The organism is Candidatus Thiosymbion oneisti (assembly GCF_004359955.1).
GTDB classification, from domain to species: domain Bacteria; phylum Pseudomonadota; class Gammaproteobacteria; order Chromatiales; family Chromatiaceae; genus Thiosymbion; species Thiosymbion oneisti.
This window is the reverse complement of record NZ_SMSC01000001.1, coordinates 201,004-219,856: the sequence shown is the minus strand read 5'-3', so window position 1 is coordinate 219,856 and position 18,853 is coordinate 201,004. Positions and strand designations below refer to the sequence as shown.

Below are 18,853 nucleotides of genomic sequence, written 5' to 3'. Positions count from 1 at the left end.
CTGATCGATGGACGCAGCGCTTGAACGCCGGATGCGGGAAATAGACTGCCACTTCGAGTCCGACCCTGCGCAGACGCTGGACTGTCTCGCTCGTATCCTGAACAACCGCCATGACCGCCGCTACCCCAGTGCATTGGAGATCCTTTATCGACTCCCGATACCCGAGGGCGACCTTGCCTGGAGGCTTTCCAGCATGCGTGCCAAATTTGGCCGCGACGTCTCCGGGCCGGACCTATCAAGACGCTATCGTGAGCTAACCAACCCGGACGACGAGGCGTGGCAGAAGGAGCTAGAGGCCATTGTCGCAAAGCCGGGAGATCCTACCGACGCCGTCGCCTTCACCAAGGCCCTGATCAATATCTTCGGGAATCGGCTCCGTAGCACTCGGCAGGATGCCCGCAGGCGGTTCTTGACCAAGCATCGTGAGTTCCTCGCACAAGTCCTGAAGCAACTCGAAGGGATGACAACGCCGCCGGACGCCGTGACGCTGAAGAATTGGGTCGCGGAATCCGCGCTGTTCGCCCTGCAGGACACCCTCGACCGGGCGGAAAAGGAACGAACGGCGGAGCGCTGGACCCAGGTCGAGACCTGTGCGGCTTCGATACAGGAGACCGCCCAATCGCAAGCGCAGATCGATCGCATCAACATGGCCTTGGCTCAAGCGAGGTCGTACCATCATTGGAAACGGCATTTCGATGCATTACTGGGGTTGATTTCCACCTACCAGTTCTGTGCCGATCCCCGGTTTCCCTGGTCCCCACCGGAGCGCATCGACACCGAACCTGCAACCACCTTGGCGCAAATCGAAGCGGTACGCACAGGGCTGGAGAAATGGGGCGCGCAGCAGGATCTGGATGCCTGGCGGAAGGCTCTGCACAGACTCAGCACAGATGCACGGGAGAGCCTGTGCGCAGCGCGGGACCTGCCGGCGCCGGAATTACTGGAGCACATAAGGGATCTGCGCAGGCAATGGCCGGATTCCCTCGGGCCGCTCCCGGAAGCACCTGCATGGGACAAGGCCGAGGGGCTGCTGCGCGGGCAGCTGGAAGAACAGGTATCCGGCTGGCTGCAGGCGCTGCGGGACCAATTCCGGGACCAGCGTTCCCTGCTGGCCGCCCGCGACGCCCACCCGCAGCTACCGCAGCTCGCCGGATTCGCGGTCGAAGCGCAACGGCAGTTTACTGAGGATGCCGCCAGATTGGCATCTATCGATAGCGACTTGCGCACCTGGTGGGAGGACGGCGACACGGGAACCCTACACGATGGTCGGCTGGATCGATTGAGCCGCGACCTCGAATCGCTAGGCGACCAATGGGGAAGCTCACCCGGATATGCCGAGTATCGCAAGCGACTCGATCTCCTCAAGGGCGAGCTCCCGCTGCTGGCTCGCGCCCGGCAAGAGCTCCGCGACGGCGACCCCCGGAACGCATTGGAAACCCTCGGGCAATGTGCTTCTCCCGGTGCGGACAAGCTGAGGGAAGAGGTGCGGCAATCCATCCATGACGATCACATTCAGATGGCGATCAAGCGGGGCAAGCTCGAGCAGATCGCGAAAACCGACCTCGACCGGGCGGGTCTCGAGACCCGCATATTCTACGAGCAGAGCCTCCGGGGCCGAGATTTCGTTGCGGCGCTGCACCGACGGGCCGGGGGCGACGGTCGCGAGCAGGGCTTCACCAGATTCACCCGGACCCTGCTGGGCCTGCTGGGGGAGCAACCCCCCACTGATGCCTTGCTGAACGGAAGCGACCGGGCCGAGCTCGAACGCATCCGGCAGGAACTGCGGGATCGAATCGTCCGGCGTGCCGAGCGTGAAATCGAAGGGCTGCAATCGCGGGCCTCCTACTACCCACCGCTGGACGCAGCGGCATTGAAGCCGCTGGAGAAGCAGGTCATAGACTTGACTGAAGGACTTAGAGGCTGTCTAAAAACTAATACATTGTTTCGGCTGGCTCCCCACGCTCCAGCGTGGGAGCAGATCCCGACGCTCCAGCGTCGATTAAGCACCTCGGTAGGCTAACAGCCAACGCCTATTAGCACAGAGGCGCTGAGTCCGCTGGAGCGGACAAGACGACGTTCCCACGCTGGAGCGTGGGAACGAGTGCGAAATTTACAGATTTTATGCCCTAAAATCAGTATCTTAATTTTTAGACAGGCTCTTAGTCTGCCGCAGCTCCATCCGGTAGACGTGAATCGGTGGTTGGAAACCATCGAGCCTATCCGCAGAGGGTTGAGAATCCATCGGGCCTGCATCGAGGGCGATTGGCAGGCGGCGGAGGCGGAGTTATCGGCCCCGGACCTGGATGCCTACCTGGATCTCGGGCAGCGACGCGAGCTGCTTGCCACCATGCGTGCCAGCCGGTTGCGCCGTGAGCGGGCACCCGATGACTCCTGGCTCGCGCTCTACCGTGAGCTCAGCGATGTGTTGATGCGGCACCAAGAACCCAGGGCCCGTTATCTGCGGCTGGTGCGCGGTACGACCGACGGCGACTACAGGCAGGACCTCGCCATCCTGGCGCGTTGGTTCCCGCAAGAGACATCTCTGAGATCGATCCTGGCCTGTTTCTCGGACCCCAGGGCCGCCGCCGACATCGATACCCCGCCGAAAAATGTCGATGAGCCCCTCTATGCCCGTCTGCTGCGCCACTTGATACAATCACCCCATAACTACTACCCTGTTCGACGTTTGTGGGAATCTCTCCCCGCGGATAGTCGCACCCGCCTCTGGGGTAGCGAGCCCTCACCGGTGGAGCAGATCTCCGAACGCCTGCGCCACGAGCATCAGCGCATCCAGGCCCGGCTCGCGGACCCCGCAACCCAGGTCGCGCAGCTGGAACAGGAGCTGGAGGACCTGATCAGGACCGGCCTGATCGACGCGCGTACTATAAAAATGGTCGATGTGGCTAGCGATGTGGAGCGTTACATCCGGGATTTCCAGCGCCAGGACCCCTGGGACCGGGCCCTGCGACCGGCCCTGGAAGCGGCCAAGCGCAAGCTCGGCTACCTGCCGCCGCCGGTCCGCGATGTCCGTGGCTGGCACCGGGCCATCGAGCAACGGATAGAGGGGATCGTCGCCTGGGATGAGCTGGAGGTCGCATGGAATGACTTCAACAAGCGGTTCAACCGGCGTTTTACCGGTTTTCATACCGACGCCGGGCCCTGGGCCGGGTTTCAAGCGTTGCTGCGACGCTGGATCGAGTGTATAGACCAGGCCGCCCCCCATCTCCATTGGGACCTCCCGCAGGCGCGGCAGAGCCGGTGCTGGGTCGCCCTGATCGATGCCTGGTCCGAGTCACACGAGGGCCGCATGTATATCGAGGCCGAAGCGGATCGCCCCCAAGACCTCGCCGCCCTGCGCGACAGCTATGGTCGGATCCTGGAACAGATCGACCGCTTTGCGCTGCTGCATGCACGCCTGCTGGAGACGGACGGCGCCCCTGAATACCTGGAGGAGCTGCATCAGGTAGAATCACTGAGCCGGCCCGTGGAGCAGATCAAGACCCAGCTGACCAATCCACAGGCGGCACCGACCATCGGCAGCGCCTACCAAGCATTTGTGGCCGAGCGCGCACCAGCGTGAACCTCGCCAGGGGACAGACCATGCGATTGCCTGCCTTGCTCTTTATCGCCCTAGTGTCCGCCTGCCCGATGGTAGGGGCGGCCATGACGGCAGCGGGGACCGATTTCATCTTCTTGATAGATCAGTCCGGCAGCATGATAGGCAAGGGAAAATTGAAAGGCACCGCGAACGACAAGCTCGGAAAGCGGATCGAGGCGATCAAACAGCTTGACTTCCACCTGTGGCAATCGGCCATGGCCGGCTATGTCAACCGCATCTCGGTCATCGAATTCGGTGGGCGCAATGCCCGTTACGATGTTTCCAAACCCCAGGTGACCCTGTCGCGCAAAGAGATCCCGGCCGTGCCCTCGGGCCAGAACCCCAGCAAGACCCTGGAGCGGATCCAGGCGTTGTTGTCCCCCATCAGAGTCGTATTTCGCGGCGATACCGATATCGCCGCCGCGCTTACGTTGGCACAGCAAGAGCTGGATTTCTTCCGGGGCGATCCGCCGGCTCCGGGTCCGGGCGCAAAGGCCGGGGAGCGTGACCGAATCGTCGTGCTGATTACCGATGGCGCGCCATATGCCAAGGGCGTAGCCGAGCCGCAAATGCGCGCCGAGATCGATGACTGGACCGCGCGCATCGAGCGCGACCCCACCCTGGCCAAGTTCCTGGTCTTCGGCTTCAATGACGCATCCAATTACTGGGATAACAAATGGGGCGCCTATTGGCTCAGCAAGGCCAGCCGCGATGCCCAGTCACAGGAAGGCTTGGCCTTTCTGATCGATCGCCACGAAGACCCGGTCAGAAAAATCCGGGAGGTTCTGTCCGAGCTGATCCCCCCAGGCGCCACCACTGCCAGCGGGGACATCTACACGGCCCCTGCTTATCTGAAGGCGCTGAGCTTCACCATCGACTATTTCCGGCCCTACCTGCCGGCCAGTGAGATCCGGGTCCTCGACCCGGCCGGCAAGCGTCTCACTCTGACCGACCGCGGCGAGCAGTCCGCCGCCATCTATCTGCCCTATCCGGCGCCCGGCAAGTACCAGTTGCGCACGGCCAACGCGCCCTATCGTGCCCATGTGCTGCCCGTCTACGAGTTGACCCATCTTACGGCCCCGGTGCGGGCGGTGAAGCAATACAGTGAGGAGAGCATCCGCTACCAGCCAGAGGGTCGCGGATCCGGCGGGCGCTTCGTCCCCCAGGCCAACCTGCCGCCGGTGCACTTCGCGGTCGAGCTCCAGACACCCAACGGTCCCACCCGCCGCGTCCCCATGATCTACGACCAAGGCAGCAGGGAAGTAATCAGCCAGGCCCCCGAGCCTTTCGATGTCCCCGGCAATTACCGGCTCACCTTTACCGGCAAGACCAAGGCCCAGGATGGTACCGAGTCCGTGGTCTATCGCAGTCAGGACAACCTCCGGGTCGATAACGCGACCCCGGTCCAGGCCCATTTCGTCACCCCGGACGCGGGCGGCGAGCTGGTCTTGTGGCGCGGGGCGGTGGATGTCCCGGTGGAGCTGCATTTCCGCCACGGCCATACCGGCGCGGATCTGCCGGTCGGCCGGGTACTGGCCGGCGGCAACCGACTACGCATCGACTATCACCTCTCCGAGAGTGACGAGCAATGGTCATCCTCAAGCCCGGTGGATCTGATCGCCGAGGGCACGAAGCTGACGGCAACCCTCCCGGTGGATTTCGACCGCATCCGCTGGGATCTGCTACGCCGGACCACCGGCATCCGACTGCACCTCGCCCCCTCGGTGCCCGATCCTTGGCGCAACGGCATCCACTATCTCGGCATTGCGGGGAGCGGGGACCTCTGGCTCGGACCCGAGCTCCGGATCAAGGAGAGCCTCCGGGTCCTCTGGATCCTAGCCGGTGTCCTCCTGGGTCTGATCGCCGGTCTGATGCTGCTGTGGCGGTTCTTCCTGGCACGTTGGCTGATCGAGCGTAGCGATAAAAAATATAAGCGTGCACCCAGGCTCAGTTTCATGCCCCCCCACAACCCCACCCAGGGATCCAACGAGTGGCAATTGAAGGGGGTTCGAATCAAGACGGAACCGCAACGGGTAACACTCGCCGATAAGAACACCTGGTCCATTGAGAAGTTCCGGATCAAACGCCTCAGACGCCCTGGCAACAAGGTCGCGGTCGAGCTCCGATATCGCCCCCTGGGTGAGAAGAAGGGCGTTACCAAGGCAAGACTGGAGGCAACCAACGACAATGGAGTGGACAGGGCGCGGCATCATATCATCGGCCTGTCGGGCAATCAGGCCGCGGATTTCATCTTGTTCCTCGGCAAATCGGACCAGTGATGAACAGCTTGCGACGGGGGCCGGGTTTCATGGACGTGACAACACTCGGATTCGCTGACGGCGCTGATAACGGCACCCTGTGTTTCCAGTACACATGCTCTCAACTACCGATAACATCGAGCGAGCAGGCTGTTCAAGGAAGATTTAGCCGCAAATTAACGCCAATGAACGCAAATAAATGCAACGGGATTAAGAGCCGTCGATGATGGCGAGCCGATTGCAATCAATTTGCGTTGATTCGCGTTCATTTGCGGCAAAAAAATGATTCCCATGTTGTCGGTATTTCGGTACTGCTGTACGGGATACAACCCCAACAGACCAGGAGAAGACTATGCGTGGTCTCTATATCGGCATCGGCGGCACCGGCGACGAGATCTTGGCCCGCCTCAAGGACAAGGTCTATGCCACGGCCGGCGAACTCCCGGATACCCTCCAGTTCCGGTTGATCGATACCGAGGCGGAGGACTACCGCAAGAACCAGGGCGCCCGGCTCGGTGGGGAGGGATCGGCCACGGCCATCGCCGGCAACGAATACCTCCAGCTCCAGGACGACCCGCCCGGCACCTTCCTGGACCTCACCCGCAAGGTCGCCCGTGACCCCCAATCGGTCGCCGAGATGGCGCGTTGGTACCGGGCCGATCTGTTCCAGGAGAATCTGCCGTCCGCGGATTACAACCTGGTCCGCGGCGCCGGCCAGCACCGCCAGTTCGCTCGCATGGGCGTTTTTCTCAATAAGCAGCGCCTGGAGAACATGCTGCGCCACGCGATGGAGAAGTGCGCCGGCGGCCAGGGCGAGCTGCCGATCTGGATCGTCGGCTCGGTCGCCGGCGGCACCGGCGCCGGGCTCTATATGGATCTCGCCCTGCTCGCCCGGCTGGTGGCCGAAGAGCTGCGTCTGCGCTTCCGGATCATCGGCGCGGCGGTACTGCCCGATGCCTACCAGGATGTCAATATCGACGGCGCCCGGGCCTATGCGGTGGTCCGCGAGCTGGAGCGCTTTCAGGCCCCGGTCGCAAACGAATATCGCGGCCGATTCAGCGAGCACCAAGACGGCATCCGCTTTGCGGTGGAGTATGACGCTGGGACTCGGGTCCGGCTCACCGACAAGCTGTTCGACAACCTGGTCTTCTACAACCGGGAGTGCAAGAGCGACGACGACCGTAAATCCTACTTCTCGGAGATCGCCGATGGATTCAATCTGCTCCTGGACGAGACCGCGGGCGATCAGATCTTTCGTGAGTGGATCAACGCCGAGGAGGGGGCCGCGACCTCCTTCAACTCGCATCGGATCTTCTTGCCCATCCGCCTCTATGAGCGCCAGTTCGTACTCGACGCCGCTTTGTCCCTGGCCAATGGGCTGCTCCCCAGGGATCCGCAGACCCAGGCCCTGCGCGTCGGTTCGGGGGACGACCGACGTATGGAGGCCCAACAGATCCTGAGCCAGGAGCTCTTCGCCCTGTTCCGCATCTTGCAGGCGCCAGGCAACGACCAGGAGCGTCGGGACCTGTCCGCCAAGATGAAGGCCTCCTATATCGTCAACGAGATGCTCGGCTTCGCCAATCCAGCGGGCGTCTTCGGCCAGTCTATCGGCGAGGCCAGGGAAGGCGCGGCCCGACGCCTGTTTGCCGATATCTTCGAAGACATCGAGACCATCCGCGAGCTCAAGGAGAGTTTCGACGACTCCAAGACCCGGGTCCAGGCCGAGGTCGTGGTGCGGCGACGTGACTATGAGGGAGACGGCAAGGACAGCTTCAATGCCTCGCTGGCGGCGGTCAAACCTTTGATTACGGAGCAGATCCACACCTCCATCGACACCAGCATCCGCAAACATCTGGGAGGCCAACGGGCCCAAGAGGAGGGGCTGGGCCGTACCAATCGGGTTATCCACAATCTCAGCGGGTCGATGGCGGAGCTGCGTCGGAACCTGGAACAGATCACCGCCGACGATGGTGCCCGGTTGGAGCGTGCCCGCGGGCGGGAGAAAGACGCCAAGGTGGCGCTCGAGGCACTGGAGAAGCGGCTGGTCGGCTGGAAGGGGCAGTTGGCCGACACCGAGGAGGAATATCTCAACGCCGTCAACGGGGTGAACCAATGGCAGCAGCGGGAACGCCTAGTGGAGCTCATGCGGGAGCTGATCAAAGACGCCGATGGACACCTCGCGAGCTGGCTCCAGGGCATGGAGCATTGGCAGAAAGCAATCCTGGGTGTGATCCAGGAGGCGACCGACGAGGGCAACGAGATCGCCGAGCGCCTGGACCGGCAGACCAAGGTCAGGTCGGCCTCCATGGGACTCAAGAACGACATCACCATGGATGGCTATCGGGATGCCCTGCGCGGGAAATGCCTGCTGGATCCCCAGACCGAAGGTTCATTCGTCGATGACCTATTGCACAAGCTGACCTGGCGCCCCGGCGAACGCCCCCAGGATCTCGCCCTGGAGGGCTGGCCAGACCGGGAGCTGCTCGTGGCCCGAGATTTCGCCAAGACCCTGGAGGACGACCTCTCCCGCCGTATCGCCGAGCGGGTGGGCCAGTTCGAGGGCATGGCCAATTATCTGAAATGGCTGCGCGACGAGAAGCGCGATCCGGTAATCGGCCTGGCCGACCGGCTGCGGACCGTCACCAGCGAATTCCTGGACCAACGCCCCACCTCGGCCACCCGCAAGTTGCTGCTGTTGCACGGCGATACCTGGAACCAGCGCGACGGCGAGAACGCCTTCGGTGTCGTTTACAACGCCTTAGCCGGCGATGCCAACATGGCCGGCAAGATCACCCATAACCTTACCGGCGCGGAGGGCATCAACCTGTTCAAGGACCCCAATGTCCTGGCGGTACTGATGGTGGACAACGCCATCCCCTACCAGGAGATCCGGGTCATGGAGCGCATGCGTAGTCAATACCTGGCGGTCCGCGACGAGGATCATCCGGAATGGCGCGCCCAGACCTATCACATCTTCCGTTGCGATCAGGAGGCCTGGCGCATGGAACACAAGCAGGTGGTCGAGACCCGCGACACCCACTTCCCGGAGATTCCGGGCCAGCTGTGCCGGCTGTTGGATGACCCCAAATCCGTGGAGACCTTTACCAAGGCCCTGGTGACCGGTGTCGTCCGCGGCCAACCGGCGGCTACCGGCGGCAAGCTCTGGGTCTGCGGGCCGGTCACGGAGCAGGACCCCAAGCGGCTGATCTTCTTGAACGATCCGGACGACGACAAGGAACCCAAGGACCTCCTGCGCGCCTTGGTCACCTTCGCCATGGACCGCAATGATCGCCGCCGCATCCGCGGCGCCATCGATCTGCGCCGGATCCAGGGCTGGATGGAGGAGGCCCTGACCGCCGCGGGCAAGACCCTGGAGGAGATGGCCCTGGCATTCAAGGACGCCGAGCCGGATCTGTTCGAGCTGCGGTTGGATGAGGGACCTGACGGGGCCGAGATCGGCAAGGACGCCTTTTTGGCCCTGATCCTGAACCACCATCTGAGTGCCTATCTCGGGACCCAGGGCTGACTATCGGGCTAGGGGCTGTTGACATTGATCCGAGCCTAGCCCGTGGGATGGGGTAGGGCGGGTAAGCCAGGGACGGCGCCACCCGCCATATATGCTTGCCCCGAGCGTAGCGAGGGGACTTGGGGAGAGGGGATCAAAGGGTGAAGATCGGTGCCTTTAACGACACCCTCTCCTCATTTGCGGCCCACCCACGGGCTATGGAGCAGTCCAGGCTGGATTGAGCATGGGAACAAGCCGTCTTTTTATCCGCAGATTATGCAGATTTCCGCAGATTATTTCATTCTTCATCTGCGGAAATCTGCGTAATCTGCGGATTGAATGTGGTTAACCTAAGAGGCTGTCTAAAAACTAACCCATTGATTTTAAATCGGTAGGCTGGGGTGAGGAACGAACCCCAGCTTTGGTTATTGCTGGGTTTTGGCCGTCCCTGGCCGCAACCCAGCCTACGGCCTAGGGTCCCTTTTTAGACAGTCTCTAAGGACCTTGCCATGCTCGGGTTGAAGTCGTATCCAGATGTTGTACGCAGGTGTACGCGATGCTGAAGACCCTCTTGCGAACGCTGTTATTGATCCTGCTGGGCCTGTTGGTGCTGGCGCTGATGGCCGGCTGGGTCAAGCTGACCCAGCCCCAGCCCGGCGCCGAGGATCCCCTGCGGGCGACCGTCTCCCAGGACATCCTTTGGCCCTGGGATCAGACCGAGCTCTGGATCGACTACAGTGGCGCGGAGGGCAAAGTCCAGCCCGGCAAGCCACCGCCCCAGACGCTCCTGTTTCTGCTCGACACCTCGGGCTCGATGGCGGGCTATCTCGAGGACACCAAGCGCGCCGTCTTCGAGCTGCAGCGCAACCTCGCCGTGAGCGGCAATCGGCTGCGCATCGGGGTTATAGAGTTCGCCAGCACTGCCAGCCTCGTCAGCCCATTCACGGCCGATATGAACGAGCTTGCGGCTAGACTCCGGGCCCCATGGCCGGGGGCCGGGGGCGGGACGGTATTCTTGGCGGGGCTTTCCGAGGCCCTGGCGATGCTGGATGCGACCGGAACAACCCACGGAACGACCATCATGCTCACCGATAGCGGGGCCGGGGAAGATAATGCATCGCTGGCCCAGTTCTTCCAGAACCGCTGGAAGCCGTCCGGTCATGAGCTGTATCTGGTCGGCATCGGCACCGGGGCCAATGACCCCGCCAGCTTCTACAGCCTGACCGATGACCCCTCCCGCTATATCATCTCGGCCACCGACACCGGCGTCATCGATCTCCTGTTCCAAGAGGTCGCGGTGCGCATCGGCAATGCCCGGGGCCGCAACGTCAACCTGCGCCTACCCTTGACCGAGCCGTTCTGGGACTGGGGCACGCCACAGGTAGCCCCGGATCTCAATGCGGCCCGGACCCTGCTCGCCCCCTCCACCCAGGACCCGGAGCGGTTCCACATGCCCGCCCTGTTTGCGCGTCCCTATCAGTGGCGCCTTCCCCTGGAGCCCAAGCTCAGCGGTATCCTGGATATCCTCTATGCCCCCCCCGAGCTCCGCTACACGGCAGGCACGGAGGTTTTCAGCGTCCGCCCCCACAGGGATTCGGGCCCTCAGGTCCTGGTGGTCACCTGGCTGTTCTTGTTCATGTTGATGCTGCCGGCGCTGATCTACCTGCTGGCCGCATTGCTCGCCTGGCCGCTGCGTCCACGGGCCGAGATCCCCGCGCTCGAACCGGAACCACGCCACACCGAGCATCGCCCGCCGCCCCCGCTGCCGGTGCGCTTTCCGGTAGACGACCAGCGCATCGACTGGACGCCCAGCCTTGTGATCGGACTCGGACGCTCCGGGCGGGCCGTCTTGACCCATGCCCGGCAGAACCTTGCCGACAGCTTCGACCGGGCGGAGACCCGGCCCCTGTTGCTCGGCCTCGACCTGGCCCGGGACGAGCTGACCGAGGGCCGCGGCGAACCCTTCCCCGGCTGCCTGGAGCCCTTGGCAGCGGATCAGGTGTTCCTGCTGCCGCCGAGCGCCGCTGCCCTCCATGAGGCTGCCCTCCATGAGGCCGTCCACCAACCCCGGGAGACGAGAGACGATCCCGTCGCGGCCCTCGACCTGACCCCATACCAGGGCATGGGGGCCGATGCCCTGCGCCTGTCCAAGGGCACCCAAGGCCAGCCGCCCTTGGCACGTCTGGCCCTGCTGAACGACTTGGCCGAGGGCGCCGCAAGCGCCTTGCTCACCCGGTTGCAACAGGCCCTGGAGGACTGGCGTCGGATCGCACCTGAGCAACGGACCCGCCAAATCGTGCTCATCGCCAATATTCAAGGTGGAGTCGGCGCCGGCTGGCTGACCGACTTGCTGATCCTGATGCGGCGGTTGGTCGCCACAGACGAGGCCGCGGGCACAGCGGTGGAGATCAATGTGCTGCTGCTTGGGGACGAACGACCCAAGCGCGGCGATCTGGTACCCATGGAGGCGCCGGTCCTGTTCGCCGAGCTGGACCGACTCGCCGCCGCCGGTAGCCGGCCCTTCCGTCATCGTCTAGCCAAACCGAAAGGCGGGGCCTCCGGGCGGGATGTGGACCCACTGGCCGCGATCCTGGACGGCCAGGTACCAAGACGCCCCCAGGATACCGTCTTCGTACTGCCGCGGCGGGATCCCCAGGCCGAGGACAGCTATCCCGCCGCCGCCGATGCCTTGATGCTCTTGATCGACCGGCGCCGGCGCATCGAGCTGACCCAGCGGTTGCAGGCGCTCCAGGGGACCGAATCCCAGCGACGTGCTGCCGAAGGTCGCGAACGCTATACCCAGATCGCCATTCACAATGCGGTCTTTCCACGCAGCTTCTTCCGCGAGTTGCTGCTCAACCGCTTGACCAACCTGATCGGCCATCATCAAGTGCTGTTCCCGGAATTGCGGACGGAGGGCGGAACGCCGGTGCTCGGCAAGCAGCCGGTCGACGCCAAGGGCCTATGCTCCAGCGACGTCAAGGCCGCTGGTCTCGGCGTCGCCGCAGCCCTGGGCAAAGCCGCCGGCGGCAACTGCGAGGCCCTACGGGCCTTGGCCCCCAACCAAGATGACCTGCGCGAAGCGGTCAATGCCGTGCGTCTGGCGTTGATCGCCAACGCCAATCGCGGTCTGCGCGACCGCGAGATCGGCCTGTTGGGCCTGGCCGACGCCGCGGGTACCCTGGCCAATCGGCTCACGGCCTGTGCCGGAACGCTCGGTGACAGCCCACTTGTGTCGGAGCTGGCCGCCGGCTGCACCGCCATACGCCGGCAGGCGCTAACCTGGATCGAGCACTTCTTCGGCAGCCAGGCCCTGGTGGAGCTCGGCCTGGACCCGGTCATCTCGGGGCAAACCGGACTGCTGGCGGAGTGCTCCGCCGCTTCAGAGCAAGTGGTCGATGCCCTGGTAGCCTGGGCTCGCGGCAGCTCACGCACCCTGGTTGGGTCGGTATCCGCCGCCGATCTGGCCGAACGTGACCAGTTGGACTCCAAGCTCGACCGGTTGCTCCAGACCTTCATTCAACGCTGGCTCGCCACCGACACCGACCCCACCGACACCAATCAGGTAGAGGCCCTCGCCGCACGTTGCGGTTGGGAGCTTACCGTCCCCGGCTCTAATGGTCAGCCCATGGGCATCGACCTGGTGCTGCGGGGTGCCCGGACCAGACGTTATGCCCCGAGCGCATCGGAGCTGCGGCGCTTCGAGGCCGACCTGCACGACGAGGCGACCCCGGTCATCGACCGCTCGCACGACTTCCATATCCTGTCCCTGCTGCGTGCCGCTACCCAAGAAGACCACGAGCGCGCCCTGGTCCCCTTCGTCGAGCGGCTCAAGGGCCCGTTGCGCGGCGAGCAAAGCGGCCTGTTGGCGACGGTGCCCGAGCTCCATGGCATCAATGATCCCGATCTGCACGGTTTCCGCACTCAGCTGACCAAGACCCTGACCGAGCTCACCGTCAATGCCGCCGAGCAGGTCCGCGTGATTTCGGTCCGGGACCGCAATCGCATCAGTGTGCTGCAAACCTTGCCCCTGCTCCGGTCCGACCAGCAGGGGCCACCGGGCCCCACCTTGCATCACCCCGAGCGTTACCTGCAGCACGCGGCCCGAAAGCTGGCCCAGGCCCTGGGCCGCACAACCATCGATCTACCCGCCGCGACCGGCATCGCCCTCGCAGACCCGGACCGACTGCGCGGGTTCGCCAAGCTCTATCGCAACGGCCAGGTCTTCCGCCACCCGATGGACGGGTTCTGGTATGTCCGCGACCCCGGACACCTGACGCAGCTGACCCGGATCGAGACCCAAACCCTGGCCGATGCGGCGACCTATTACGTCAGTCATGGTCTGGACATTCCGGTCGACCCGGCACGATCCACCGCGCCCGACCCCTACGATGGGCATGACGATTTCGCCGACTATCTGGCCTGGCTGGCGGAGCAATAGACCGGGATCCGCTACTCGGTGGTACTCAATAGAAAGTGATCGCGCGGTAGTGGTTAGGGTTTAAATGGAAACATCGCCACTAGCAAGTGTGTTGGGCACGCTACAAGCCGCACTCCCTCTCCCTCCGGGAGAGGGTTTGGGGAGAGGGGGAACAAGAGCGGATCCTCTTTGCGTTTATTTGCGTTCATTTGCGGATAAAACAGGAGTATCCCCACAAGTCTGAATCGCTTTATGTTTTGCACCGCCGTGTACTAGCCTTGGGGCATGAAGATGCTGTTGTTTATTCTGAGTTTGGTTTTCCTGTGGATCCTCATCGGGGTCGCACTTTACCTGCTGGTCGGGCCTAACCCGAAGCCGGACAAGCGACCGCTCACGCGCAGCATCGACCGCAGGCTGTGCCTGGTCGGCGATACCCTCGAGGTTACCCTGAGATGTTCGGCCACGGGGTTGCCGTGGCCCCAAATCGACGACAGCGCTCCCCCCTGGGACCTGGTGCTGATCATCGACCACTCTGCCAGCATGGGCTCGGGTATCGGCAGTGCCCTCCAGGAGGCCCACCAGGCCGCCATCAATCTGGTGCGCACCACGCCCGGCGGCTTCCGCTTTGCGGTCGTGGAGTTCGACCACGAGGCCCAAGAAGTCTGCCCGCTGACGGACCGCAAACCAGGCCTGATCCGCGCCGTCAAAGGTATCGGCCGCGGCGGCGCAACCGATATCGCCCGTGGCCTGGAGGTTGCGGGTAAATCCATGGAACGCGCCGCGGCCGGCGACCGCGGCCGGCGGCGCGCAGTTGTGCTGTTGAGCGACGGCGGCAGCGCGGCCGATCCGGCCATCGCCGCGGCCGACCAGCTCAAGCGCGATCCGGATCTGCGGCTCATCACGGTCGGCATCGGGGCCGCCGATATGCCCCTCCTGCGCCGCCTCGCCAGTACCCCGGACCACTGCTTCCATGCCGATCGAATCGACGAACTGGCCGCTCTCTACTCCGAGATCGGGCACATGATTACCGGCCGGGAGGCCACCGAGGTCAAGGTCTCCGAGCACTTCTCCGCCACCGGGCGTTTCGGGTTGCGCGGCTGGGGCGAGCTGCGGCCGGCGGCCTTCAGCCTGAAGGATGGTGAGTTCTCCTGGCTGCTCGCCACGCTCCAAGAGCACCCGGTAGCGCTGCAGTACAGCGTCGAGGCCCTGTGTCCGGGCTGGCAGCCCGTAGCCCCGCAACCGGCGCTATTGCACGCCAAGATCGCAACCGACGACCTGCGCAACACCCCATCGAATGCCGGGCCGCGGGTCCTGATCCTGCCGCGCGTCTCCGGCTGGCAGTTGCTGTGGCCGATCCTGAACCCCCTGTTCTTTTTGTTATTCGGCCGCCTATTCCGCTGTGAGCAGGGAGTGACCCTGCGTCCCGAGCCGGTGGCACCACGCCCCCAGGCGCTCGACCTGCCGCCCCTGCTGGAACCGACCCGGTCGCCGGAGCCAACCCTATCTGTCCGGCCTACCCTCATCATCGGCCTAGGCTATGCCGGCATCCAGACCTTGGTGCACAGCAAACGCCTGGCCTGGGAGCGCGGTGAGCGCCTCGACCTCGGCCGACTGCGCTTTCTGGCCCTGGATACCGCCGACGAGCTTTTCTTCCCCTCACCCCATGTGGGCCTAGTGAGGCTGGAGGCCGACGAGCGCATGACCCTGGATTGCCCGCTGGAGCCCATCATCTCCGCTGCGGCCGATGCCCCCGAGCCTGACTACCCCTGGCTCGAGGCCCCACGTCTGAGGGCCGGCGGGGCGCGACCCGATCTGCATCGCGGCACCGGACATGAGCGCAGTCTGGGTCGCTTGGCCTTGTTGGCAAACCGCACCGCCCTCGAGGCCCGTATCGGCCCCCTGCTCGACGCCCTGATTGCGTGCGCCGACGACCGGGGTATCGACATCCTGATCACCGCCGGCAGCGGCGGCGGCACCGGGAGCGGGGGCCTCCTGGATCTGTGCTGGCTGGTGCGCTATCTGCTGGACCAGCGTGGGTACGGCGACAGCTCCACGACCCTGTTCCTATCCGCCCCCCATGCCGAGCAGGCTATCGCTGCGCGTCCCGAAGAGCGTGCCATGCGTCAGGCCAACCACCTGGCCCTGCTCGGGGAGCTGGACCGTTTCTCCACCCTGCGCGGCGAGCCCCTGGCGCCGGCACCCGGACTGACACCCCTGCGGCGCTGGTTCGACCGCGTGTTCTGGATCGGCCCGGCGGACCTCGGTATCTGGCGGGCCGAGCAGGTGCTGTACCCCAAGACCGCCGAGGCCGTCTTCGCCTGGCTGGCCGACGGCGAGCAGCAGGGTCTACGGGCCCACTTCGTTGCTCAGGACGCCATCAACAATGACTACACCCGCCGTCTCGGCCGCTGCCTGGTCCATCGCATCGAGCCGGGCTCGCACTATCTCTATCCCCTCAGTCTGCATACCTATCTGGTCGTCGATACCCTGCGCCGCACCCTGGCCGATCGGCTGTGGGGCCTGGGTGGGCAGGGTGGAGGGGGACCTTTGGAGTACAGCGCCGATGCCCACACACCCAAGGGCGTCTCGGCCCTAGTGCAGGCCTGGCTTGAGGCACGCCCCCAGGACGCCGATTATCCCTGGGTCTTCAACGCCCTGAATACCCTGGAAGACCCGACTCGCCTGCAACAGAGCCTCAATCACGGTGCCGGTCCCGAGATCAGCGGCGGTATCTCGCCTCTGGCCCGCAACGAGCTCCTCGATGAACAACGCCGCTTGGTACGCGCCGCCCTCGACAGCTGGCTGGTGGATACCCTCAATCAGGGTGCGGAGGGCATCTGCAGGCCCCATGCGCTGGCCCTCTGTATCCATGCCCTGCGCGAGCTGCGTCGGCGTCTGCACGCGGGAAGCGCGATCGCTACCCAGCTGATGGCCTCCTCGCCGGCCCCGGTGGTGCGACGGGAGGTCGAAACCGTCGTCGAGCTCGCTACCCAGGCCCTTACCGAGACCGAGACCATGGTCCGCCGCCTTACCGATTGGGACCACCGCCTGGGTGAAGGTAGAGAAGGCAGCGAAGGCAGCGGAGTGATGCGACTGCTGGACGAGCGCCACGGTTTGTTGCACCGCGAGATCGAGGCCCTGCGCGACGCCGGCTGCGGCTCCGCCACCCCCCGCTCCCCGCGCCTCCCGCTGAGCTGGGAGCAGATCGCTGCCCTGCCAGAACGCCTCCTGCCCGACCTGAGCGAGCGGCTCTCGGAACGCATCGGCTGGAGCATCGAGCGGGCCGGTACCCAAATGCATCTATATCTGCACTTACAGGGCGCCGCGGCACGCCGCTGGTCCCCGGAAGACCTGGACCCTGGTGGCGTAGCCATCAGTGAGCTCGCCGACGTGTTGCTCCGGATCGGCGCCGACCTCAGCCCGGCCTTCGCTACCTGGGGGCTCGCGGACCATGACCCCGCGACCCTCCCCGAGCTGCGCGTCGGACGCCCCCGCTCCGATCAGCTGAACCCCGGCGCCCGTGGCCGCTATCTGATCCAGGGCGAGGGCGCCTTCCAGGCCGCCGCCCATGTGGAACAGATAAAGCTCACGCCCTGCGACCGCCGCGAGGCCCGCATCGTCGCCTGTGAGGAGCACCTGGCCGGCGATCACCTGTGGCCCAGACCTGAAACCCCGACCGTACCGCCCTTCGTCTTTACCGAGGAGCATCATGCCTACCGTGGCTATGATGCCTATTGCCGGACCGAGAACCACGAGCCGGCCCCACTCGCCCCAACCCTGATCGGCCTGTGCCGAGACCCGGAGGCCCTGCTCGGCTTCGCCCTGGAAGGGCTCGCCGGGGGCCGGATCCGGGCCCGGGACGTTGGCCTGCGCCACATCTGGTGCGTGCAGGGCATCGACGGCTTGGATCAGCGGGACCTCGCCCAGGACGCCGCCGACCCCTTGGTCCGCTTCCAACGGGTCGTCAATGGCTGGATCGGCGCGGACGAACCGGCACTGCGCCGCTTCCCGCCACTCACCGAGTCTGCTCCCGCCACTTTGGCCCCCACCGCCCTGGCGGACCGGATCGCCGGCCACGAGCTGGCCCGTGCCATCAGCGACGACCCCTGGTACGAACAGCTCATCGCCGTGCTCTGGGGGTGGCTACGCTGGCAGTGAGTCGGGACCGCCCGATCTATCCGGTAGGCGCGGGCTTGCCCGCGCTTTACAACCCCCTCGGTTATAATCCGGACCTGGTGCCCACGAGCCGGCACCGGCAGGGGAAACTGGAGGTTGAGCAAAGCCCGTAAGATAGACGTAGGATGCGGTGAGCGTGGGAGATCTCTCAGGATGACACTGCCGGGTGGCGCGAACCGCATCGATGGACACCTGGCCGGCGGCGAACCGCATCAGGTGTGGTAAGCGCCTGCCTACCGCCCCAGGAGGGTGTCGCAAAAGGCACTGATCTTCGCCCTTTGACCCTGAGGTATCCCCACATTATTGCAATCTAAAACAACGAGTTATGGAGCGAATGAGCGGCCACGATGCCCTCATGGCTCGTTTCCAGGCTCCAGCGTGGGAATGCCGTTGTGGCCGCTCCAGCGGCCAAGGTTTCATGACTCTGGAGCGTCTGGATTTGCTCCCACGCTGGAGCGTGGGAGCCAGAGGCTGATTTGTGGGGATACTTCAGCCTTTGACCCCCTTTCCCTGACCCCCTCCTGCCGGAGGGTGTCGTAAAAGGTGACGCCCGACGCGGTCATTCTCGTTCCCACGCGCTGAGACTGTGAAAGAATTCGTTTTCCCCGGAAGTGGTGGGATGAAGCCACCATATTTCATACTAAATTCTGTCTCATATAGGATTTAAGAGAAGTATTTTCGGCCTAAAGTAGGATAATTATGTTGTGCTGTCCCTATGGCTCCGAAAATCCAGTAATACTTTCACAGTCTCGCTGCGTGGGAAGGTGGCAGCTCCGCGCCGCGGAGAGCATCAGGCCGGTGTCCAGCATTCGGATACCCGTCGCGCGTGAATATTTCGGTAAGCGAGGTGTGCCGATCGTGCCCGAGCGCAAGGCACGGCGAGGAGGAATAGCCAG

General features: G+C 64.3%; 6 protein-coding genes. All 6 read left to right on the top strand.

What is annotated here, in order from left to right; all coding sequences use genetic code 11:
• The first annotated feature begins 7 nt into the window (after positions 1–7).
• Complete coding sequence (locus E1958_RS00890; protein WP_133510190.1) at positions 8–2,020, top strand: hypothetical protein; 2,013 nt, start codon at positions 8–10, stop codon at positions 2,018–2,020.
• A gap of 180 nt (positions 2,021–2,200) precedes the next feature.
• On the top strand, positions 2,201–3,580 hold the full coding sequence (locus tag E1958_RS00885) for a hypothetical protein (RefSeq protein WP_133510189.1): 1,380 nt from the start codon (positions 2,201–2,203) through the stop codon (positions 3,578–3,580).
• A gap of 20 nt (positions 3,581–3,600) precedes the next feature.
• Positions 3,601–5,877 (top strand): vWA domain-containing protein, encoded by a 2,277-nt coding sequence (locus E1958_RS00880; protein ID WP_133510188.1) that lies wholly within the window; start codon positions 3,601–3,603, stop codon positions 5,875–5,877.
• A 331-nt stretch (positions 5,878–6,208) separates the two neighbouring features.
• A complete protein-coding gene (locus E1958_RS00875; protein WP_133510187.1) occupies positions 6,209–9,382 on the top strand; it encodes a tubulin-like doman-containing protein in 3,174 nt (1,057 codons plus the stop codon).
• Positions 9,383–9,917: 535 nt separating this feature from the next.
• Complete coding sequence (locus tag E1958_RS00870; RefSeq protein ID WP_133510186.1) at positions 9,918–13,802, top strand: vWA domain-containing protein; 3,885 nt, start codon at positions 9,918–9,920, stop codon at positions 13,800–13,802.
• 270 nt (positions 13,803–14,072) lie between these two features.
• The gene (locus E1958_RS00865; protein ID WP_165741764.1) at positions 14,073–17,939 is read left to right on the top strand and encodes a VWA domain-containing protein; all 3,867 of its coding nucleotides are present in this window, start codon (positions 14,073–14,075) and stop codon (positions 17,937–17,939) included.
• Positions 17,940–18,853 lie beyond the last annotated feature (914 nt).